Below are 21,153 nucleotides of genomic sequence, written 5' to 3' on the forward strand. Positions count from 1 at the left end.
ATGATGCGTCCCCGCACCAGACACGCTGTGCCCGCGGCCAGCGACATCTGCCGCCTGTCGGCTGTCGAGCTTGCCGATGCTATCCGCCGGAAGAAACTCTCCGTGCGCGAGGTGGTGACGGCGTTCCTAGACCGCATCGACGCGGTCAATCCAATGGTTAACGCCATCGTCTCGTTGCGCGACCGTGCCGACATCCTGCGTGAGGCCGATGCCGCCGATATCAGGCGGACGGACGGAACCAGCCCCCTCTTTGGCCTCCCCATCGCCATCAAGGACCTTGCCTCGACCACCGGCCTCAGGACCTCGTTCGGCTCGCCGATCTTCGCCGATTTCGTGCCGCAGGAAGACGATTTCTTCGTCGAACGCATCCGCGACGCCGGCGCCATCATCATCGGCAAGACCAACGTTCCCGAATTCGGGCTCGGCTCCAACACCTACAACAATGTTTTCGGACCGACGCTGAACGCTTTCGATCCGGCGCTGACCGCCGGCGGCTCGAGTGGCGGAGCGGCGGTGGCGCTGGCACTCGACATGGTGCCCGTCGCCGATGGCAGCGATTTCGGCGGCTCGCTGCGCAACCCGGCGGCCTGGAACAATATCTACGGTTTTCGGCCATCGCAGGGGCTCGTGCCCAGCGGTCCCGACTTCGAGGTTTTCCACGCGCAGATGGGCGTCGAGGGGCCGATGGGCCGCAACGTCGCCGACATGGCGCTCTTGCTCGACGTGCAGGCCGGCTACCATCCGCAGGCGCCTCTCTCCTATGAGAAGCAAGGCTCCTTCCTCGAAGGCCTCGCGACGGCGGCGACCGGTGGCCGCATCGCCTGGCTCGGCGATCTCAGCGGTCATCTGCCGACCGAACCCGGCATCCTCGACTTATGCGAGGCAGCACTCGCACGGTTCACGGATGTATCTTTCCTGACCGAGCCCTTGCGACCGGATTTCGATTTCGAGGCACTCTGGCAGGCCTTCGTGGTGCTGCGGCAGGCCAGCAGCGGCTGCGCCTTGAAAGTACACTATGACGATCCCGCCAGGCGTGGCCTGCTGAAGCCGGAAGCCGTATGGGAAGTGGAAAACGCGATGCGGTTGACGGCGCCGGAGATACGAGCGGCCTCGGTCGTCCGAACCTCCTGGTACCGCACGCTGCTGTCGATGTTCGACCGCTTCGACCTTATCGCGCTGCCTACCGCACAGGTCTTTCCGTTCGATGTCGGCACCCATTGGCCCCGCGAAGTCGCGGGACGGATGATGGACAGTTATCATCGCTGGATGCAGGTTTCGGCCTTCGCCACCCTGGGCGGTTGCCCGGCGGTCAATGTTCCCGCCGGCTTCGACGACAGGGGCCGGCCGATGGGCATGCAGCTGATCGGCAGGCCACGCGACGATCTCGCCGTGCTGAAGGCCGCGGCTGCCTATGAGACGACGTTGCCCTGGTCCGCAGGGGCCTGAGCCAGAGGCGGCGCGTGCCGGCTTGCGCCCGTCCTCGCCGCATGCATTGATTGTCGCCTGACAGGCCGTGATAACGGTGTTGCGAGGAAAAATCATGTCGCTGGAACTCTACGCTGCCTATGTCCTTGCCTGCATCGTCATCATCCTGGTGCCGGGACCGACGGTCACACTGATCATCGCCAACAGCATCCGCCACGGTACTCGCGCCGGTCTCGCCAATGTCGCCGGCACGCAAGCCGGCCTTGCAGTCATGATCGCCATCGTCGGCATCGGCCTCAACACGCTGATTTCGGGCATGGGCCACTGGTTCGAGTGGGTCAGGCTGATCGGTGCCGCCTACCTGATCTGGATGGGCGTGCAGATGTTCCGCTCGAAGGGCGCGCTGAACGCCGACGGAACCGCCCGCAAACCGCGCGGCGGCTTCTTCCTGCAGGGCTTGGCCGTGGCGCTGAGCAATCCAAAGACACTGATCTTCTTTGGCGCCTTCTTTCCGCAGTTCATATCTCCCGCCGGCAACTACCCACTGCAGATCGTCATCATGGGCCTGACCGCCATGATCTTCGCCGCCATGTCGGATTCGACCTATGCGCTCGCCGCCGGCCGCGCCGGGCGCATGCTGTCGGCCAGCCGCATCAAGCTCCTGTCGCGGATCAGCGGCAGCTTCATGGTCGGCGGCGGCCTGTGGTTGGCATTTTCGAAGGCAAAGTAAGGCGAAAGCGCGTTCTTCGCAGGGACATGTTGAAGAATTGTACGCTGCTGCACAACTCTACGACGTGCGCCTTGATGACAACACGCCGATATCGATCGACGACGACGTCGAGCGATTGCATCTTGTCGGCTCGCTCGTTCCTATTGAACGGCAACACCACAAGCACGACGTCGACACCTATCGATTGCTCAATGGGTGACAACGCGTGCCGGTGACAACGCGCGCTCGTCGGCGGTTCCAAACGTCAGTTATGCCGCCCCAACCTCTCCACCAGCAGCGCGAAGAAACCATCATGGTCGATGTCGCGCATCACCATGGCGTTCTTTTCCCTGGAGGTAACCCCCCACCAGTCGACCACGGTCATGCCCATGGTCAGTTCGGAGGTGGTTTCCACGGTGACATTGCAATAGCGGCCTTTGAACAGACCTGGCTTCAACAAGTAGGCGATGACGCAGGGGTCGTGCAGCGGTCCGCCATCCGTGCCGTATTTGCCTTCGTCGTAACGCTCGAAAAATTCAAGCATCTCGGCGGCGGCGATGCCGACCTTGGTGCCGAGCTTGCGGAAGGCCTCGATGCGCTTGGACGTGGTCAGCGCCTTGTGGGTGACATCAAGGGGCATCATCACGATCGGGATGCCGGACCGGAAAACGACGTCGGCGGCATGCGGATCGACATAGATGTTGAATTCGGCCGTGGGCGTGACGTTGCCGCCCTCGAAGAAGCCACCGCCCATCAGCACGATTTCCTTGATGCGCGGCGCAATCCGGGGCTCTCGGATCAGCGCCAGCGCAACATTGGTGAGCGGCCCGAGCGGGCAGAGCGTGATGGTGCCGCTCTCTTCCTTCATCAGCGTCTCGACAATGAAATCGACGGCATACTGGTCCTGCAGCTTCATTGTCGGTTCGGGTAAATCCGGTCCGTTCAAGCCCGTCTTGCCATGGACCTCCTCGGCGGTGACCAGTTCGCGAGCCAACGGACGGATGGCGCCGGAGTAGACCTTGATATCGGGCCGGCCGGCCAGTTCGCAGATCTTGCGGGCGTTTTTTTCGGTGAGCTTCAGCGGCACGTTGCCGGCTACGGCCGATATGCCGACGATCTCCAGTTCAGGACTGCCAAGCGCCAGCAGAATCGCGATGGCGTCGTCCTGGCCGGGATCGGTGTCGATGATGATCTTGCGTGGTTGGGGCATTTCAATTCCTTGTTTGGCTGGCCATCAGTTCACCGGACCGGTCCCGCGCCCGAAAGACGCCAACCGGCTGCAAAGCTGCTGAACCGCTTGACGGGGGACGGTTCCGGCCTGCGCGCTTCTCCTTGCATCCGCGCGTCGTTTCAAGCGCCATGTCGATTATTCCTGTGAGTCCACGACCTGATCCTGGGCTATTTCCGTGGGTCCGCGACATGGCCTCCTTGGACGGGTCTTTCGGTGGCTTGAACTTGCTCGCGGGGCGGACCATATCAAGACCATCGGGAAAAATGCCATTTGGGTTTTTCCAGTTTATGTCGCTCTTGAGAGGACAGTGTAACATGAGCCGAATGACGCCTTTCTCCAGCCCGCTTCTCCTGGGTTTCGACGCCATGGAAAAGACCCTGGAGCGTCTGGCGAAGTCCGGTGACAGCTACCCTCCCTACAACATCGAGCGCCTGAGCGGTGCCGACGGCAAGGCCGAAAGGCTGCGCATTACACTCGCCGTCGCCGGTTTCGCCGAAAGCGATCTCGATGTGACAACGGAGGAAAACCAGTTGGTCGTGCGCGGTCGCCAGACCGACGATACCGAGCGCGAATTCCTTCATCGCGGCATTGCCGCACGCCAGTTCCAGCGCTGCTTCGTGCTGGCCGATGGCATGCGTGTGATCGCGGCGGAGCTTAAGAACGGCCTTTTGTCGATCGACCTTGATCGGCCGGAGTCGGAACGGCTGGTACGGAAAATAAACATATCGGTGAAAGACTGATCTTTACCGATGGCTCTCATGCGGGATGGCCTTGAGCGGCGTCCTCGCGCCAAGGAGGCTTGAAATGACCAGAACTGACGAAACCATCACCATGACCAACGGCGAATTCGCCCATCTCGGCGAAGGCTCTGTCGCCTATCTGCGCAAGGTTTCGAGCGACGAACTGCTCGGCCGCTTCCCCAACATCGGTGAAATCGCGCCCGGCATGGAGCTTTGGGCTCTGTTTGGAGCCAATGGCCAGCCGATCCTGCTTTCCGACGCGCGTGACCGCGCGCTGGCCGGCGCCATGGAAAACGACCTGACCACCGTCGCCATTCATTAAAGACAATTGGTTGGCTGAACTGAAAGGGCCGCCCATGGCGGCCCTTGGAGCAATATTTAAAAAGATGGTTTCAGGCCGCGTGCGAGGCCTGCGTATCCGACAAAAGCGCATGGATCGCCGCGGCGTCGCGCGTGCCCCTGACCTTGGCCACGGTGTCGGCGTCGCGCAGCACGCGCGCAATGCGCGACAGTGCCTTGAGATGATCGGCACCCGCCCCTTCGGGCGCCAGCAGCAGGAACACCAGATCGACCGGCTGGTCATCCAGCGATTCGAAATCGACCGGCGTCTCCAGCCGGGCGAAAACGCCGGCGATGCGCTTCACGCCGGCGAGCTTGCCGTGCGGGATGGCGATGCCGTTGCCGACGCCGGTCGAGCCCAGCCGCTCGCGCTGCAGGATGGTGTCGAACACCTCCCGTTCCGGAATGCCTGAAACGGTCGCCGCCCGTTCGGACAGCAATTGCAGAAGCTGCTTCTTGGAGTTCGCCTTCAACGCCGGCAAAATCGCCGGAACGCTGATAAGATCGCTCAGATCCATGCTTGAAAATCCTTGTTCGCCTGCCGCGCCAGTCCCCACCCCTCGTGCGGCTGGCTTTTATCCCTGTGCGACTTTGGTCGTGGACGGATCGATCCAGCCGATGTTTCCGTCGGGCCGGCGATAGACGATGTTGAGATGGTCGGTTCCGGCATTGCGGAAAACAAGCACGGGACTGTCCTTGGTATCGAGTTCGATGACGGCCGAGGCCACCGACATGGTCTTCAGCGTCATGGTCGATTCGGCGACGATGGCCGGTGCGAAATCCTCCGGGATTTCCTCATCGTCATCGGCAAGCGGTGCCATCACCGTGTAAGCGATGTCGGTCAACTCGCCGTTTCCATTGCCTGAATTGTGCGATTTCAGACGGCGCTTGTAACGCCGAAGCCGGGTTTCCAGCCGATCGGCCGCGGCCTCGAAGGCGAGTGTCGGATCCTGGGCATCGCCGGTGGCCTGCAGCGAGGCGCCGGAATCCAGCCGGATCATGCAATCCGCGGAATAGCGCGAGCCCGATTTTATGACCGTGACATGCCCCGCGAAGCCGCGATCGAAATATTTGCCGATCGCTTCACCGACACGATCGGTGATGCGTGTACGGAACGCATCGCCGATATCCATGTGCTTTCCCGAAATGCGCAGATTCATCTGAAAACTGACCTTCCTTGCTCAGGCTTCAAACTGGCCCGAGTTTATACTCGTGATCCGTGCGCACAAGCTTTGCGGCGTCACTCGCGCCGATTTAAATCCGAACTTTCCGGTTGATCACAAGCCGCCTTCTTGACCATCCCGGGTCATTGTCGTGACGGACCATCCGCTAGCGGGCATCAAGCCCGTCTCATGCGGGCGGGCTTCTAGCCACTTCACCGTGGCTTGTCAATGAAACTTGAAAGCTGTGGAAATCGTGAACGCCTAGCGGCCGGCGCTGGCGAGCGCCCGTTTCTCGCGCCGGCGCTGTACCGAGGAGGGAATATTCATGCCTTCCCGGTACTTGGCGACCGTGCGCCGGGCGATATCGACGCCGCTTTCCCTGAGCATGTCCACAATAGCATCGTCCGACAGCACATCGACGGGCTTCTCCTCGTCGATCATTTGCTTGATGCGATCACGCACCGCTTCCGAGGAATGCGCATCGCCACCACCCGATGCCGCGATCGAAGCCGTGAAGAAGTAGCGCAGCTCGAACACGCCGCGCGGGGTGAGCATGTATTTGTTGGCGGTCACCCGGCTGACCGTCGATTCGTGCATGCCGATGGCGTCCGCCACCGTGCGCAGGTTGAGTGGCTTCAGCTGGCGCACGCCATGGACGAGGAAGGCATCCTGCTGGCGCACGATTTCCGAGGCCACTTTGAGGATCGTCTTGGCCCGCTGGTCGAGGCTGCGTGTCAGCCAGTTGGCGTTCTGCAGGCACTCGGCCAGGAAATCCTTCTCCGCCTGGTTCTTCGCGTGCGGCGACACCTGGGCGAAATAGATGTGGTCGACCAGCACGCGCGGCAGCGTTTCGGCATTGAGTTCGACGGTCCAGCTGCCGTCATTGGCCGCCCGCACCTCGACATCGGCGACGATCGCATCGCTGGCACCGCCCGAAAACGCCATGCCCGGCCGCGGGTCGAGCGCCCGGATTTCGGCCAGCATGTCCAGCAAATCCTCTTCGTCGACGCCGCAGAGCCGCTTCAGCGTCTGAAAATCGCGGCGCGCCAGCAATTCGAGATTGGCGACCAGGGCCTTCATGGCCGGATCGAGACGGTCACGCACGGCAAGCTGCAGCGAAAGGCATTCCGCGAGATCCCGGGCAAACAGGCCGGCCGGCTCGAAGGTCTGGCACACGGCCAGCACCTTGCCCACCGCGACCTCGTTGGTGCCAAGCCGCGCGGCGATCTCCGCCAGATCGGCCCTGACATAGCCCGTCTCGTCGAGCCCATCGGCAAGTTCTCCGGCGATCAGCCGCGCGACGGGATCGATGAAGGCGAGCGCGACCTGCTCGCCGACATGGTCGCGCAGCGTGATCCCGCTCGCCGCCATGTCGCCGGCGTCGAGCCCCTCGGACGAGGAGCCTCCACCGCCCGAAGCCGATTTCCATTGCGCCGTCAGGTCGGGCCCCAGCCGCTCGCTGGTGCCGGGGTCATCGGGAAACAGGTTTTCCAGGGATGTGTCGAGCTTTTCCGAGATCGCTTCGGCGCTCCATCCCGCCTCGTTCTCGAACCAGTCGCCATCGGCGGCCGCTTGCGGCTCTACGTCGGGCTTCTGCGCCTGGTCGCTCGCGGCATCATCCTGCGGCTCGGCGCGCTCCAGCAGGGGGTTGCGCTCGATCTCCTCGTCGATGAAGTGCTCGAGTTCGACATGGGTGAACTGCAGCAGCCGAATCGACTGCATCAGCTGCGGCGTCATCACCAGCGACTGCGACTGTCGGAGCTGTAGTTTGGCCGCCAATGCCATGGTTCGGTTTCAAACGCCTCCTCTACGCGTTCCAACTTCCGGAAATGAATTTCACGGCCGGCCATAGAAACTGGCCCGGCTTTTGCTTGTCAAGGCAAAGCCTAGCAAAACCCGCTTACCGGAGCGTTATCCCGGAGCAAAATCGCGGAAAATAGGTCGCTGGCGGGCAAAAAATCGTATCAGGAAACAAATTTCACGCTCAGAGCGTAAAACCCTCGCCGAGATAAAGCCGCCGCACATCGGGATTTGCCACAACTTCGTCGGCGCGGCCGTGAGTGAGCACCTGGCCGGCGTGGATGATATAGGCACGATCGATCAGGCCGAGCGTCTCACGCACATTGTGGTCGGTGATGAGGACCCCGATGCCGCGCGCTGTCAGGTGACGCACCAGTTGCTGGATATCGGCGACGGCGATCGGATCGATGCCGGCGAAGGGCTCGTCGAGCAGCATGTAGGCCGGGCGTGTCGCCAGCGCCCGCGCGATTTCCAGGCGACGCCTTTCGCCGCCCGAGAGCGACATGGATGGCGCCTTGCGTAGATGGCTGATGTGAAATTCCTCGAGCAGTTCGTCGAGGTTGCGCTCGCGGACCTTGCGATCCTTTTCGACCACTTCGAGCACGGCGCGGATGTTCTGCTCGACATTGAGGCCGCGAAAGATCGAGGCCTCCTGAGGCAGATAGCCGATGCCGAGGCGCGCGCGACGATACATCGGCATCGAGGTGACGTCGAAGCCGTCGATTTCGATCGTGCCTTCATCCACCGGCACCAGGCCCGTGACCATGTAGAAACAGGTCGTCTTGCCGGCGCCGTTGGGGCCGAGCAGCCCGACGGCCTCGCCGGCGCGCACGCCCAGCGTAACGCCGCTGACGACCTTGCGGCCCTTGTAGGTCTTGGTCAGACCCTTGGCGATCAAGGTTCCCTTGAACTTCGCCTTGTCGACAGTGACCGTGGCCGGAGCCGAAAGCTTGCCTGCGGCCCGTCCCGGAAGACGCGCCGTCAGCGACGACAGGCTGACCATCAGGGGTTCGTCGCTCCCGATTTCGGCGCATCCGATTTCGGCGGGGGTGTGATCGACATCTGCACACGCTGCCCAGCGCATGGATCGACTTGAGCGAGCCCGGTTTTCATCTGTACGGTGAGCTTGCAGCCGACCAGAACATTGTCGTTTTGCGAAAGGACGACCTTTTTGCCCGAAAGCACCAGCACCTGGCTCTTCATGTCGAAACTGCCCTGATCGCCGGTCGCGACCTGCTGATCCGACTTGATGTAGACCTTGTCGGAGATCTCCAGGTGATCGATGTTGGCCGAGCCGGTCATGGCCGCCGCGCCAGCGGCTTCAGCGCCCTTGGCGCCCGCGTTGGGGTCCTTGACGTAGTAGACCATCATCTTGCCGGCCTTCATCAGCGTCGGCCCCTGGACGACGGTGACATTGCCGGTGAAGATCGCGACGCTGTCGGCCTGATGGACTTCCAGCTTGTCGCTTTCGATCTGGATCGGCTTGTCGCCGGCCAATTTGAGACCCGACACCTGGCTGGCCGCTCCCGACTGCGCCAGCGCCGGCGCCAGGCTGAGCAGGAACAGCGCCGAAGTTGCGGCCGCAAGCCGTGTCGAACTATTGAGCCACATTCGCTTCTTCGCCCTTTGCCTCAGCCGCCTTTAGAACGGCGGGATCGATGTTGACACGAACCTTGTTCTCGAACACCAGGATCTTGCCATTGTCCTGGACCGACATCGAATCCGCCCTGATCTGCGACCCGCCACGGCTGACATCGACGGGATCATCCGTCTTCATAGTGCCTTTGCCCATGTCGAGGAAGACCGATTTGAACTTGGCTTGCAGGCCGTCGGTCGTGGTGATGGTGACGTCGCTGTTCAGCTTCATCGTATTGCCGTCGCGATCGTAGGTACCGCGCGAGGCTTTGATCGCCGCGACATTGTCGGGGGCGATCGGCACCTTGGCGTCTATGCCTTCGAGTTCGATGATGCCTTGCGTGCTCACATCCTGGATGGCACGCAGCGCCGTCATCGAATAGGGCTGCTTCTGCTTGGTGAACCCGTTGAGTTTGGGATTGGCCATCACCAGCTTGCCGTTGGAGAAGGCTGTGCCTTCGGCCTGCACCGCGACGGAGACGGGCGCGGCGAGGTAGGAATAGACCGGGAAGGCGATGGCAATCAGTGCCGCGGCCAAGGGCACGGCGAATTTGAGCACGCGCACGCGGCGCGAATGACGTTGAGCGCGGTCGAAAGCTTCGCCCCGCGTCCAGCCATCCGCCGGGGGAGCCAACTCCGTCTCCGGGTTGGTCGGTTCATTCGGTCGCGCTAACATGACTGCTTTCTTCTAAAAAACCCCTGCCCCGGGAGCACCGCCTATAGGTGGGAGGCCAGCGCCCTCGCGCAAGCACAAGCCGACGAAAACCGCAAAAATGTGACAGCTGCCGTGCACAAACGAAACCCGGGTCGGCGCAACAGCCAATGCTTCATAACAGAAATAGACGCCCTTGCGTCTTTTTTCACCACCGAAGTTCTTCCCACTTACCTTGCGCCGCCCCCACAGGCCAGTCACGAAACAGACAACACGGACCCCTGCGCGCGGATTGCCGCGCCATGTGCGGGACGGAACTGCTTCCCGATGAAGACATCATGGTCTAAAAGCGTCTCTTCCCGATGACTGTGAGGCTGACGATGGCATTGAGAGCCGACGACCTGATCGACCGCCGCCGCTTGCGGCGCAAGCTGACTTTCTGGCGTGTTGCGGCCTTTGGCATCGTGGCGCTCGGGGTGATTGCGCTGTCGGCCTGGTTCTATGGCGACGATTTCGGCGGCTCCGCCGTCGATCACATCGCCAAGGTCAGGGTCGAAGGCACAATCACCGAGGACGACGAACTGATCAAGCGGTTGGAAGCCATCCGCCAGTCGCCGAAAGTAAAAGGCGTGATCCTTGTGGTCGATTCTCCTGGCGGCACCACCGTCGGCGGGGAATCGATCTACGAGGAGGTTCGCAAGCTGGCCGCCGACAAGCCTGTCGTGGCCGAGGTCGGTACGCTCGCCGCGTCGGCGGGCTACATGATCGCCAGTGCCGCCGACCATATTGTCGCCCGCAAGACCTCGATCGTCGGCTCGATCGGCGTGCTGATCCAGTATCCTGACGTCAGCGGCCTGATGGACAAGCTCGGCGTCAAGCTGGAGGAGGTCAAATCCTCGCCGCTGAAAGCCTCACCCTCGCCCTTCAAGCCGACCAATGACGACGAGCGCGCCATGGTCCGCAAGCTCATCCTGGACAGCTACGACTGGTTCGTCGGCATCGTCGCCGAACGCCGCAAGATGACCCACGAACAGGCGCTGGCGCTGGCCGACGGTTCGATCTTCACTGGCCGCCAGGGTGTTGCCAACGGGCTGATCGACGCTGTCGGCGGCGAGTCCGTGGCGATCGACTGGCTGGCGACCAAGGGTGTCGATGCCAAGCTCAAGGTGGTCGAGTGGAAGGACACGGAACGGCGCGGCGGTTTCCTGTTCTCGAAGGCGATGGCACGCACGATCGCCGGCGCGCTCGGCCTGCCGGACTCCGGCGGCGACGTGATCCATGAACTTGGCGCCGACCGCTTGTTTCTTGACGGTCTCGTTTCCGTCTGGCACCCTTGAGACGCGTTGGGACAGCTGAAAAAGCAAGTAAAATCATCCTGATAATTTTGGCCGAACTGCTTTCACGGGGACCCGTCTGATGATCAAGTCCGAGCTTGTGCAGATTATTGCCACGCGCAATCCGCATCTTTTCCTGCGCGACGTCGAAAACATCGTCGGCGCGATTTTCGATGAAATCACCGACGCGCTTGCCGAGGGCAACCGGGTCGAATTGCGCGGTTTCGGCGCTTTTTCGGTGAAGAACCGACCTGCCCGCACCGGCCGCAACCCGCGTACCGGCGAATCCGTCGAGGTCGAGGAGAAATGGGTGCCGTTCTTCAAGACCGGCAAGGAATTGCGTGAAAGGCTGAACGGCGGCAAGTAGGCGCGTCAGCGCCGGACGGCCCTATCGGCCCGCTTGCGACGGAAAACATCATGCTCAATCGCCTCATGCTCATCGTGGTCTTCGTGCCCCTAGCGATCATCCTGATCGCATTGGCCGTGGCTAACCGCGAACTCGTCGCCTTCACGCTGGACCCGTTCAATCCCGGCAATCCGAAGCTGACGCTCACCTTGCCGCTGTTCATCTTCCTGTTCCTGGCGCTCGCCATCGGCATGGTCGTCGGCAGCCTGGCGACATGGGTCAAGCAGGGCCACTACCGCAAACTGGCGCGCCAGCGCGGTGTCGAGGCCGAAAACCTGCGCCAGGCAGTCAGCCGCACGCCCGCGGTGCCGCAGGCATCAGCCCAAGGATCCGCTCAAGGGTCGGCTCAAGGGTCGGCCCAAGGGTCGGCCCAGGGGTCGGCCCAGGGGTCGGCCCAGGGGTCGGCATTGCCGAAGCCGACCAATTGAGCCGCAGGTCGGCGCGTTTCTTTTACGGAGCTTTTCATGCTGACCATTTCGGCCGCGGAGGTCGATCGTGCGCTGACCTTTCCTGGACTGGTCGATACATTGCGCACGGCATTTCGCGAGGGCGCGGTGCAGCCGGTCAGGCATCATCACGCGGTCGAAAGGCCTGACGGCGCGGCGTCGACCTTGCTGCTGATGCCCGCCTGGACCGATTTTCACGCCGCGGGAGGTTCCGCCGGCGGCCATATCGGCGTCAAGATCGTCACCGTCTCGCCTGACAACAACGCCGTCGGCAAGCCCGCCGTGATGGGGCTCTATCTCCTGCTCGATGGCAGCACCGGCGAGCCGGAATCCCTGATCGACGGCCAGCGGCTGACGCAGTGGCGCACGGCGTGCGCCTCGGCGCTCGCCGCGTCCTATCTCGCCCGCGACGATGCCTCGCGGCTGCTCGTGGTCGGCGCCGGCGCGCTGTCGCCCTTCCTGGCCAAGGCGCACAGCGCCGTGCGACCGATCAAGACCATTCGCATCTGGAACCGCACCCCGGCCAACGCCGAGAAAGTCGCGGCCGATCTGCGCGCCGAGGGCTTCGCGGCCGGCGCCGCGACCGATCTCGATGCCGAGCTTGGCCAGGCCGACATCGTCTCCTCGGCGACAATCACCACCACGCCGCTGATCAAGGGCACGTTGCTGCGGCCGGGAACCCATGTCGACCTGGTCGGCGGCTTCACGCCTGCGATGCGCGAAAGCGATGACGACGCGATCATGCGCGCCCGCGTCTATGTCGACACCCGTGCCGGCGCCACCAAGGAAGCCGGCGACATCGTCCAGCCACTGGCCTCAGGCGTGCTGAAGCCGGACGCCATCGTGGCCGACCTGCACGAACTGGCGCGCGGCCAAAAGGAAGGTCGCGGCAGCCCGGACGAGATTACGCTGTTCAAGTCGGTCGGCGCCGCGCTGGAGGACTTGGCCGCCGGCATTGCCGTCTACAAGGCACTCAGGGGCTAGTCGAAGCGAGTTTGGCGCCCATCGTCTCCGCGATCAAAGCGAAATCGGCCATGCTGATGGCGAACAAGCCAAAGCGCAACGGGTAGCCCCAGTTCGATTTGCCTGAGGTGAACTCCAGCCTCTCAAGCAATGGCTTGATCGGCGTTTCCTGTGCCTGTGCCCAGTCGACATCGCGGCGGAACGGCGTGAAGCCGCCGCCCATGTCGCCTTGGTAGGGGTCTCCTTCCCGCACCGTGCCGATCGCCGTGAACGCCTGCAGACCGTCCTTCTCCCCCAAAACCGTGGTCGGCGAGTAATAGACGATGCCGTCACCGGGCCTGACGCGGCGCAGCGGTGCCGCCTTGCCATGGTTGACCTGCATGAAGCCGTCCTGGCGGCCGCGCCGGACATGCTGCGCCGACGCCACCGCGATCCAACAAGCGTTCATGTCTGTTCCTAATTGGCCTGTTGTCCGTCGGCCAACGCTGCCCGGCAATCGGCCCGAAGTGCCGAAGTGCCGAAGTGCCGAAGTGCCGAAGTGCCGAAGTGCCGAAGTGCCGAAGTGCCGAAGTGCCGAACGATAGGGCCAGAGCCGCGGCAATGGCAAGTGCGGCCGTTCGGAACGGCTTCGGCGCGGAATCGTTGTTGCGTCATGCGACTATACGGCTTCCTGCTGTTCTGGTCTGTCTTGACCGCAATGATCGCTGCGCTCAGCCTCGGACCGTCCTTCGCCCATGTCCTGGAATCGGCGCCCCGGCTCACCCGATGGTCCCCGGCGCTTTGGCGCGAGGCCACCGTTTTCAACGGCCAGTTCCTGCTCTTCGCAATCGTTGGCGCGCCGCTGGATGTCGCGGCAATCATTGGCCCGGGACTGCTGGCATGGCTGCTGCGCCAGGATCGGCCGGCGTTCTGGTTCGCACTCGCCGCCACCTTGCTCTATGTACTATCACTCGTGCTTTGGTTCATTCTCGTCAGACCGGCCAATAAAATTCTCGCCACCTGGGTGCCGGGGCGAATTCCAGACAATTTCGAAGTCATACGGCTGCGCTGGGAAACCGGCCACATGGCCGTCACGGCGGCCAAGGCTGCCGGCTTCGTTTCGCTGTTGTCGCACTGCTTTCGATCGGACGTGGCGGCTAAGCCATCGTCCCAATCGCCCTAACCCTCGCAATCGCAATGTGGCTCGGGTTTGTTGCGCCGATGGGCATAGCTGTGGCAGAAGCGGGCCGAACCGCCGGAGAAGCTGTCTCTTGAAGTCTTTTCGCGACAAACGCCGCGACGGCCGCCCGCATCAACCGGGTAAAGGCGAAGCCGCGCAATCGCGTCCACCGGAAGGTCGCGGCGTGGCCAGGCCGGAGGTCAGGCCGCGGCAAGACCTGAAGCCGGACCAGCCCGCACCAAAATCCACGCCCCGCAACCTAGCCCGTCGCGACGGCGTCCTGCCCGCTGAGCAACTTCCGGTAATCCTCGAAGTGGCACCCAACGCGGATTACGCGCTGCTCGACAGCGGCGCGGGACAAAAGCTTGAACAATATGGCCCCTACCGGATCGTGCGGCCCGAGGGCCAGGCGATCTGGCAGAAGGCTCTGCAGGCCAAGGACTGGGAGCGTGCCGACGCGATCTTCACCGGCGACACCGACGAGGAGGGCATCGGCCGCTGGCGTTTTCCCAAGACGCCGCTCGGCGAAACCTGGCCGATGAAGCATGACGGCATCGACTATCTCGGCCGCTTCACCTCGTTTCGCCATGTCGGCGTCTTTCCCGAGCAGGCCTCGCACTGGGACCATATGGCCGGGCTGATCGCCGCCGCCAGGCGGCCGGTCAAGGTACTCAACCTGTTCGGCTATACCGGCCTTGCCTCGCTGGTGGCCGCGCGCGCCGGCGCCGAGGTCACCCATGTCGACGCCTCGAAGAAGGCGATCGGCTGGGCCCGCGAAAACCAGGAGATATCAGGCCTTGGCGCCAAGCCGATCCGCTGGATCGTCGACGACGCGGTCAAGTTCGCCGAACGCGAGGAGCGTCGCGGCAGCCGTTACGACATCATCCTGTTCGATCCGCCGGCCTATGGCCGCGGCCCCAAGGGCGAGGTCTGGCAATTGTTCGAGGACCTGCCTGATTTGACGGATCTCTGTCGCTCGATCCTGACTCCGAAACCGCTTGCCGTGGTGCTGACCGCCTATTCGATTCGTGCCTCCTTCTTCGCCATCCACGCTCTGATGCGCGACACCTTCGCCGGCATGGGCGGCAAGGTTGAATCGGGTGAGCTGATCATCCGTGAAAAGTCCGCCGGCCGGGCGCTTTCGACGTCGCTGTTTTCGCGCTGGGTGGCCTGAGATGAACGAACGGCATGCCGGCGCGCCCGGTCAGGTGAAGGAAGTCACCAGCCTCGCCAATCCGCTGGTCAAGGACATCAAGGCACTTGCCTTGAAGAAATTCCGCGACCAGCAGAACGCCTTCATGGCCGAGGGGCTGAAGCTGGTCATCGATGCGCTCGACTTGGGCTGGCAGATCAGGACGTTGGTTTTCGCCAAGGCCGGACGCGGCAACGCGGCCGTGGAAAAGGTGGCGGCACGCACCGTCGCCGCCGGCGGCACCGTGCTCGAAGTATCGGAAAAGGTGCTTGTCGCCATCACCCGCCGCGACAATCCACAAATGGTGGTCGGCGTCTTCTCGCAGAAATTCCTGGCCTTGAAGGACATCCGTGCCGATAATGGCGATGTCTGGGTAGCGCTCGACCGGGTGCGCGATCCCGGCAATCTCGGCACCGTCATCCGCACCGTCGATGCCGTCGGCGCCAAGGGCGTCATCCTGGTCGGCGACACCACCGATCCGTTTTCGGTGGAAACGGTGCGCGCCACCATGGGGTCGATCTTCGCCATACCGGTGGCCAAGGCAACGACAGAGGCATTCCTTGCCTGGCGCGGCGGTTTTTCAGGGCTCGTTGCCGGCACGCATCTGAAAGGCGCGGTCGACTACCGCTCGGTCGATTTTTCCCGCGGGCCGGTGCTGCTGATGATGGGCAATGAGCAGCAGGGCCTGCCCGAAAGCCTGGCGGCAAGCTGCGACAGGCTGCTCAGGATTCCGCAGGCGGGCCGCGCCGATTCGCTCAATCTCGCGGTCGCCACCGGCATCATGCTGTTCGAGATCCGGCGCGGCGCGCTGAAGCTCGAACCAATTTCGGACCAGCAATGAGGGTTGCCCAATCGTGAAATCATGGTCTCCCTACGCGCTGCTCGTCATCGTCGCCATCGCGCTCGACCAGTGGATAAAGACACTGGTCGAAGCCGGACTGCCCTTCCAGGAAAAGCTCGACCTCCTGCCCTTTCTGGCGCTGTTCCGCACCTACAACACCGGAATCGCCTTCTCGATGTTCTCCTCCTTCGGCGACACCGGCCTGGTTGTCATCGCGGTGCTGGTCGTCGCTTTCGTGCTTTACCTCGCCACGCGCACGCCATCGGGCCATGTCATCGCCCGCACCGGCTTTGCCCTGATCATCGGCGGCGCGCTGGGCAATCTGATCGACCGCGCCGTCTACGGCCATGTCATCGATTACATCCTGTTCCACACGCCGGTCTGGTCCTTCGCCGTCTTCAACCTTGCCGATGCCTTCATTTCGGTGGGCGCGGCGATGGTCGTCTTCGACGAACTCATCGGCTGGCGGCGTGAATCCACGCCTCCGAACGCCAAGCCTTCCGAAGATTGACCTCGCGCGGCCATCGCCGCACAGTCACGCCGAGCAAAGTTCGCGGAGAAAAAGATGACCGAAACCTTCAAAGCCATCCTCGTTTCGCGCGATGCCGAGAAAAAGCAGTCCGTCGCCGTGACCGACCTCACCGACGCCGATCTGATGGAGGGCGACGTCACCATCGCGGTCGAGGCAACGACGGTGAACTACAAGGACGGACTGGCGATATCGGGCAAGGCGCCGGTGATCCGTCGATGGCCATTGGTGCCGGGCATCGACCTTGCCGGCACCGTCATCTCATCTTCCAATCCCCACTGGCGCAAGGGCGACAAGGTCATCCTGAATGGCTGGGGTGTTGGTGAAACCCATTTCGGCGCCTATGCCGGGCGCGCCCGCGTCAAGGGCGACTGGCTGGTGCCTCTGCCGGAAGGCATGAGCGCGCATGATGCCATGGCGGTCGGCACAGCCGGCTATACGGCCATGCTCTGCGTCATGGCGCTGGAGCGGCACGGCATCCTGCCTGAGCGCGGGCCTGTCGTGGTGACGGGTGCTGCCGGCGGCGTCGGTTCGGTCGCCGTCTCAATCCTGTCCAGCCTCGGCTACCATGTCATCGCGTCGACCGGCCGCAACGCCGAAAGCCTCTATCTGATCAACCTCGGCGCCGCCGAGGTGATATCGCGCGACGAACTCAACCAACCCGCCAAGCCGTTGGCCAAGGAGCGCTGGGCCGGCGGCATCGATTCGGTCGGCAGCCACACGCTGGCCAATGTGCTGTCGATGACCTCCTATGGCGGCGCTGTCGCGGCCTGCGGCCTGGCCGGCGGCATGGATCTTCCGTCGAGTGTCGCCCCTTTCATCCTGCGCGGCGTCTCCCTGCTCGGCATCGATTCGGTGATGGCGCCGAAGGCCGTACGCCTCGAGGCCTGGCGGCGCATCGGCTCCGATCTCGATGTGGACAAGCTCGCCAGCCTGTCCACGACCATCGGCTTCGACGGCATCATCGGTGCGGCACACGACATCGTCGACGGCAAGATCCGCGGCCGCGTCGTCGTCGACATGTGACCCGGCTCAGGGGTGGCAGGCGCGGGGCGAAATTCCCCCATTGGCTGGCAAATCCGTCGCCGCCGGGCCAAAAACGCCCGATCAACTAAAATTCGAACGATCCCCCGCAATTTTCCATAATCTCTATCTGGCAAAGGATTTCGCATGATCGCGGAATCCGACAGCCAACAGGCCGACGCCGGCGACGACATCGATGCGGCATCGGCGCAACTGCCGGTATCGGCGCGGCGGTTTATCGCCGCGCCGCCGCTGGTCCCTGATCAGCAACCGGCCAAGCGCGAAGGCCTGCCGGTCCTGACCTTCGTTGCCGTCATGCTGCTGGCCGGCCTCTCATCCCTGACCGGGGCGCCAGTCTTCATCAGCCTTGCCTTGCTGGCAACCGGCCTTGCTGGCCTGGCCATGCATCTGCGCGCCAGACGCAGCGTACGCCGCACCGCGGTCCTGCTCGACGAAACCACCGCCCGCAACCGCGCCGAGATCGAGACGCTGGCCGACCGCATGTGGGAGATGCAGGAAAGCGAGGAGCGCTTTCGCGGTCTCATCGACGCGCTCGGCGATCTCGTCATCCATCGCGACCGCGACGGTTACATCGTCTACGCCAACAAGGTGTTCGCCGACATCGTCGAAACCGATCCGCGCGATCTTGCCGGCAAGACGTTGGCCGAATTCGGGATCGAGGTCGGCATCGTTCCCGATGCGGCTTTCTCAGATCATGAATGCCTGAGTTCCACCGACGTTGCCATCCGCACGCCGACGGGCCCGCGCTGGTTCTCCTGGATCGAGCTGTCGGTGCGCGAAAAGGACAGCGGTGCCGTCTCGCATCGCGCCATCGCCCGCGACATCACAGCACGCAAGCGCGCTGAGTCGTCCATGATCACCGCGCGCGAGCGGGCCGAGTTCGCCAGCCAGGCCAAGTCGCGCTTCCTCGCCACCGTCAGCCATGAGATCCGCACGCCGATGAACGGCATCATGGGCATGGCCAGGCTGCTTGCCGACACCAGCCTTTCGCCGGAGCAGCAGACCTATGTCGGCGCCATCTCGACCTCGGCCAGCGCCTTGCTTGCCCTGATCGAGGACCTGCTCGATTATTCCAAGATCGAGGCCGGACGCTTCGATCCCGAACCGCAGCCCATGTCGGTGCGCGAGATCGCCGACAACATCATCGAATTGATGGCCGCGCGGGCCTTCGCCAAGAATATCGGCCTCGGCTGCCATGTCGAACCGGATGTGCCGCAATTGATCACCGCCGATCCGGGCCGGGTCCGGCAGGTGCTGCTCAACCTCATCGGCAACGCCATCAAGTTCACCGACAGTGGCGGCGTGCTGGTCAGCGTCGCGCGCGCCCGAACCGAGACCAGCGACCGCATCTGCTTCACCATCGCCGATACGGGTCCCGGCCTGCGCGACGAGGACATGGAGCGCATCTTCGAGGAGTTCGAACAGGCCGACGGCACCTCGACGCGCACGCATGGCGGTGCTGGACTGGGACTTGCCATCTCCAAGCGCTTGGTGGCCGCAATGGGCGGCACGATTTCGGTTTCCAGCCGGCTTGGCGAGGGATCGGAATTCGTCTTCGAGATTCCCGCCACGTCAGCCACCGAGCCACCGCAGGGCCGGTTGAACGCGCTTGCCGGGCGACGCGCCGTGATCGTGTCCAAGAACACCGTCGAGGCCGACGCCATCGCCCGCACCATCCGCTCCAATGGCGGCGCGGCCGGCATCGCGACCACCGTGGCTCAGGCCGCATCCTTCGCCGACGGCTGCGACGTGCTTCTGGTCGACGCGGCCATGGAAGAGAGTGACGGAAGGCTGCTCAAGCGGCTTCGCCAGCATGGGTTTTCTGATTGCGAAGCCGTCACGCTGATCGCACCCACCGACCGCGGCATGCTGGGCGAGTTTCGTGCCAGCGGCTACGCGACTTTCCTTGCCCGGCCGGTGCGCGGAGGAACACTTTTGCGTGTCCTTTTGAGCAGCCACGCACCGGTCCGGGCCCAGCCGCAGCCGGAAAAACGCCGCGCGCCGGCGCTTCGTGCCTCAGGCGAACGCCAGCACGGCCTGTCCGTGCTGATCGCCGAGGACAACGACATCAATGCCATGTTGGCCCGCGCGACGCTGTTGAAGGCCGGGCATCGCGTCAAGGTGGTCGGCAACGGCAAGGCCGCCGTCGAGGCGGTCACCGGTGCCGGCAACAAGCACCGCTTCGACGTGGTGCTGATGGATCTCCACATGCCGGTCATGGACGGACTGGACGCCATTGCCGCGATCCGCCGCCATGAAGAGGAGGCCTCCGTGCCGCCGGTGCCGATTATGGTGCTGTCGGCCGACAGCCAGGAAAAAACCCGCCATGCGGTGCTCGCCCACGGTGCCAGCGGCTTCGTCACCAAGCCGCTCGACCCCGATGCACTGGTCAGCGCCGTCGAGGGCCAGGTCGCCGCCTGAGCCTGCTTTTCCGGGTGCGTGGCTGGTCAATGCCGCCGAAAAGCAGCCCATTCTCGGCGCCCGCGAACGCGACGCGCCGTGGGGTCCTGTGACGCAACGTAGCCGGTTGACCGTTTTCGCCAGCCGACGAAGTATTGCCCGCAACGCCGTATCACGGTACTGTCACAATCCTGTTGCACCTACACCGTATCCCCGTGCCAAGAGGGATGGCTCGAAGGAGAATCACTCGTGCATACAGTTATGCCGGAATGTGACACTCGGCCGAACGCCAGCAGCGCCTTGCTCGCCGGACGTAATGTCGATTCCGTCATAAAGGGTGCGGCGCTCGGCCGTATCGGCAATCTCGAAGTGCGGCTCGCCCGCAACGAGGCCGAGATCGCGGCCGCGCAGGAAGTGCGTTACCGTGTATTCTATGACGAGCTTGGCGCCAGGAAGGATTTGTTCCAGGCGCAGGACCGCCGCGACGCCGACCGCTTCGACCCGCTCTGCGACCATCTGCTCGTCCTCGACACCACGCTGTCCGGCCCTGAGCACCGCCGCATCGTCGGTACCTATCGCTTGCTGCGGCAAGAAATCGCGGCAACCGCCGGGGGCTTCTATTCCGAAGGCGAATTCGAGCTGACCAAGCTCATCGCCCGCCATCCCAGCCAGCGGTTCCTTGAACTCGGCCGTTCCTGCGTCTTGCCGGAATACCGTTCGAAGCGCACCATCGAAGCGCTATGGCAAGGCATCTGGGCCTACATCAATCACTACGAGATCGGGGTGATGACCGGCTGCGCCTCGTTCCATGGCACCGTGCCGGCCGCGCATGCGGAGGCGCTCACCTATCTTGCCCATCACTGCCGCACCAACTCGGCCTGGGACGTGCGCGCTGTGTCCGGGCGCTATTGCTCCATGGATCTGATGCCGATCGAGGCGGTCAACACCAAGGCCGCGATCGCGGCGATGCCGCCTCTGGTCAAGGGCTATCTGCGGGTCGGCGCTCGCATCGGCGATGGTTGCGTCATCGACCGCGAATTCTCCACGGTCGACATTTTCGTCGTGATGCCGGTCAAGGAGATCGGTGCCCGCTACGTCAACTACTATGGCGGGGAAGCGCAGCGCTTCGCCGCGTGACGCGAATA

24 protein-coding genes are annotated in these 21,153 nt (G+C 63.4%); 16 read left to right on the forward strand and 8 right to left on the reverse strand.

Annotated features, from left to right (window positions below; translation table 11 throughout):
• The 3 genes from ACVWWD_RS03310 (at window position 1) to ACVWWD_RS03320 (ending at window position 2,354) form a co-directional block, all read left to right on the forward strand.
• The gene (locus tag ACVWWD_RS03310; RefSeq protein ID WP_352546676.1) at window positions 1–1,446 is read left to right on the forward strand and encodes an amidase; all 1,446 of its coding nucleotides are present in this window, start codon (window positions 1–3) and stop codon (window positions 1,444–1,446) included.
• 94 nt (window positions 1,447–1,540) lie between these two features.
• Complete coding sequence (locus tag ACVWWD_RS03315; RefSeq protein WP_352546675.1) at window positions 1,541–2,155, forward strand: LysE family translocator; 615 nt, start codon at window positions 1,541–1,543, stop codon at window positions 2,153–2,155.
• 37 nt (window positions 2,156–2,192) lie between these two features.
• On the forward strand, window positions 2,193–2,354 hold the full coding sequence (locus ACVWWD_RS03320; protein ID WP_352546674.1) for a hypothetical protein: 162 nt from the start codon (window positions 2,193–2,195) through the stop codon (window positions 2,352–2,354).
• A 45-nt stretch (window positions 2,355–2,399) separates the two neighbouring features.
• On the opposite strand, the gene ACVWWD_RS03325 is transcribed toward ACVWWD_RS03320, so the two are convergent.
• Window positions 2,400–3,344, reverse strand: a complete 945-nt coding sequence (locus ACVWWD_RS03325; protein WP_457102906.1) for a nucleoside hydrolase — start codon at window positions 3,342–3,344, stop codon at window positions 2,400–2,402.
• 335 nt (window positions 3,345–3,679) lie between these two features.
• Between ACVWWD_RS03325 and ACVWWD_RS03330 the strand changes: the two genes are divergently transcribed.
• Window positions 3,680–4,105 (forward strand): Hsp20 family protein, encoded by a 426-nt coding sequence (locus ACVWWD_RS03330; protein ID WP_013893014.1) that lies wholly within the window; start codon window positions 3,680–3,682, stop codon window positions 4,103–4,105.
• A 64-nt stretch (window positions 4,106–4,169) separates the two neighbouring features.
• Window positions 4,170–4,427: a BQ00720 family protein gene (locus ACVWWD_RS03335; protein ID WP_023770616.1), complete on the forward strand. Its 258-nt coding sequence runs from the start codon at window positions 4,170–4,172 to the stop codon at window positions 4,425–4,427.
• A gap of 70 nt (window positions 4,428–4,497) precedes the next feature.
• On the opposite strand, the gene ptsN is transcribed toward ACVWWD_RS03335, so the two are convergent.
• The 6 genes from ptsN to lptC all read right to left on the reverse strand — a co-directional run bounded on the left by ptsN (window position 4,498) and on the right by lptC (window position 9,718).
• Entirely contained in the window at window positions 4,498–4,962 is a 465-nt protein-coding gene (gene ptsN, locus ACVWWD_RS03340) for a PTS IIA-like nitrogen regulatory protein PtsN (protein WP_023770617.1), read from the reverse strand.
• A gap of 57 nt (window positions 4,963–5,019) precedes the next feature.
• Window positions 5,020–5,604, reverse strand: coding sequence for a ribosome hibernation-promoting factor, HPF/YfiA family (gene hpf / locus ACVWWD_RS03345; protein WP_352546672.1), 585 nt, complete (start codon window positions 5,602–5,604; stop codon window positions 5,020–5,022).
• 264 nt (window positions 5,605–5,868) lie between these two features.
• Window positions 5,869–7,392 carry an RNA polymerase factor sigma-54 gene (gene rpoN, locus ACVWWD_RS03350; protein WP_457102907.1) on the reverse strand — a complete coding sequence of 508 codons (1,524 nt, stop codon included), beginning with the start codon at window positions 7,390–7,392 and terminating at the stop codon, window positions 5,869–5,871.
• Between the two features lie 199 nt (window positions 7,393–7,591).
• The gene (lptB, locus tag ACVWWD_RS03355; protein WP_352546670.1) at window positions 7,592–8,410 is read right to left on the reverse strand and encodes an LPS export ABC transporter ATP-binding protein; all 819 of its coding nucleotides are present in this window, start codon (window positions 8,408–8,410) and stop codon (window positions 7,592–7,594) included.
• Complete coding sequence (locus tag ACVWWD_RS03360; protein WP_023770620.1) at window positions 8,410–9,018, reverse strand: LptA/OstA family protein; 609 nt, start codon at window positions 9,016–9,018, stop codon at window positions 8,410–8,412. The genes lptB and ACVWWD_RS03360 overlap by 1 nt, the downstream gene beginning before the upstream one ends.
• Window positions 9,005–9,718 carry an LPS export ABC transporter periplasmic protein LptC gene (gene lptC / locus ACVWWD_RS03365; protein ID WP_352546669.1) on the reverse strand — a complete coding sequence of 238 codons (714 nt, stop codon included), beginning with the start codon at window positions 9,716–9,718 and terminating at the stop codon, window positions 9,005–9,007. Before lptC ends, ACVWWD_RS03360 begins: the two co-directional genes overlap by 14 nt.
• Before the next feature lie 356 nt (window positions 9,719–10,074).
• Between lptC and sppA the strand changes: the two genes are divergently transcribed.
• From sppA to lhpI, 4 genes are all read left to right on the forward strand, one after another.
• Entirely contained in the window at window positions 10,075–11,031 is a 957-nt protein-coding gene (gene sppA / locus ACVWWD_RS03370; protein WP_023770622.1) for a signal peptide peptidase SppA, read from the forward strand.
• Between the two features lie 79 nt (window positions 11,032–11,110).
• Window positions 11,111–11,395, forward strand: a complete 285-nt coding sequence (locus ACVWWD_RS03375) for an integration host factor subunit beta (protein WP_006200394.1) — start codon at window positions 11,111–11,113, stop codon at window positions 11,393–11,395.
• Window positions 11,396–11,445: 50 nt separating this feature from the next.
• Complete coding sequence (locus tag ACVWWD_RS03380) at window positions 11,446–11,862, forward strand: DUF1049 domain-containing protein (protein ID WP_457102908.1); 417 nt, start codon at window positions 11,446–11,448, stop codon at window positions 11,860–11,862.
• A gap of 36 nt (window positions 11,863–11,898) precedes the next feature.
• On the forward strand, window positions 11,899–12,864 hold the full coding sequence (gene lhpI / locus ACVWWD_RS03385) for a bifunctional Delta(1)-pyrroline-2-carboxylate/Delta(1)-piperideine-2-carboxylate reductase (RefSeq protein ID WP_352546668.1): 966 nt from the start codon (window positions 11,899–11,901) through the stop codon (window positions 12,862–12,864).
• Here lhpI and ACVWWD_RS03390 read toward each other — a convergent pair.
• Window positions 12,854–13,291 (reverse strand): EVE domain-containing protein, encoded by a 438-nt coding sequence (locus ACVWWD_RS03390; protein ID WP_023770625.1) that lies wholly within the window; start codon window positions 13,289–13,291, stop codon window positions 12,854–12,856. The genes lhpI and ACVWWD_RS03390 overlap by 11 nt on opposite strands.
• A 204-nt stretch (window positions 13,292–13,495) precedes the next feature.
• Here ACVWWD_RS03390 and ACVWWD_RS03395 point away from each other — a divergent pair, with 204 nt between their 5' ends.
• From ACVWWD_RS03395 to olsB, 7 genes are all read left to right on the forward strand, one after another.
• Entirely contained in the window at window positions 13,496–14,005 is a 510-nt protein-coding gene (locus ACVWWD_RS03395) for a DUF1772 domain-containing protein (RefSeq protein WP_457102909.1), read from the forward strand.
• A gap of 88 nt (window positions 14,006–14,093) precedes the next feature.
• Window positions 14,094–15,176, forward strand: coding sequence for a class I SAM-dependent rRNA methyltransferase (locus tag ACVWWD_RS03400; RefSeq protein ID WP_352574472.1), 1,083 nt, complete (start codon window positions 14,094–14,096; stop codon window positions 15,174–15,176).
• Between the two features lies 1 nt (window position 15,177).
• Window positions 15,178–16,035 carry a TrmH family RNA methyltransferase gene (locus tag ACVWWD_RS03405; protein WP_015315708.1) on the forward strand — a complete coding sequence of 286 codons (858 nt, stop codon included), beginning with the start codon at window positions 15,178–15,180 and terminating at the stop codon, window positions 16,033–16,035.
• Between the two features lie 13 nt (window positions 16,036–16,048).
• The gene (gene lspA / locus ACVWWD_RS03410) at window positions 16,049–16,546 is read left to right on the forward strand and encodes a signal peptidase II (RefSeq protein ID WP_023770628.1); all 498 of its coding nucleotides are present in this window, start codon (window positions 16,049–16,051) and stop codon (window positions 16,544–16,546) included.
• Between the two features lie 54 nt (window positions 16,547–16,600).
• Window positions 16,601–17,590, forward strand: a complete 990-nt coding sequence (acuI, locus tag ACVWWD_RS03415) for an acrylyl-CoA reductase (NADPH) (RefSeq protein ID WP_457102910.1) — start codon at window positions 16,601–16,603, stop codon at window positions 17,588–17,590.
• A 144-nt stretch (window positions 17,591–17,734) separates the two neighbouring features.
• The gene (locus ACVWWD_RS03420) at window positions 17,735–20,029 is read left to right on the forward strand and encodes a response regulator (protein WP_457102911.1); all 2,295 of its coding nucleotides are present in this window, start codon (window positions 17,735–17,737) and stop codon (window positions 20,027–20,029) included.
• Between the two features lie 240 nt (window positions 20,030–20,269).
• A complete protein-coding gene (gene olsB, locus ACVWWD_RS03425; protein WP_041163320.1) occupies window positions 20,270–21,145 on the forward strand; it encodes a l-ornithine N(alpha)-acyltransferase in 876 nt (291 codons plus the stop codon).
• Window positions 21,146–21,153: the final 8 nt, after the last annotated feature.

The sequence above is a fragment of the Mesorhizobium sp. URHB0026 genome (assembly GCF_054059755.1).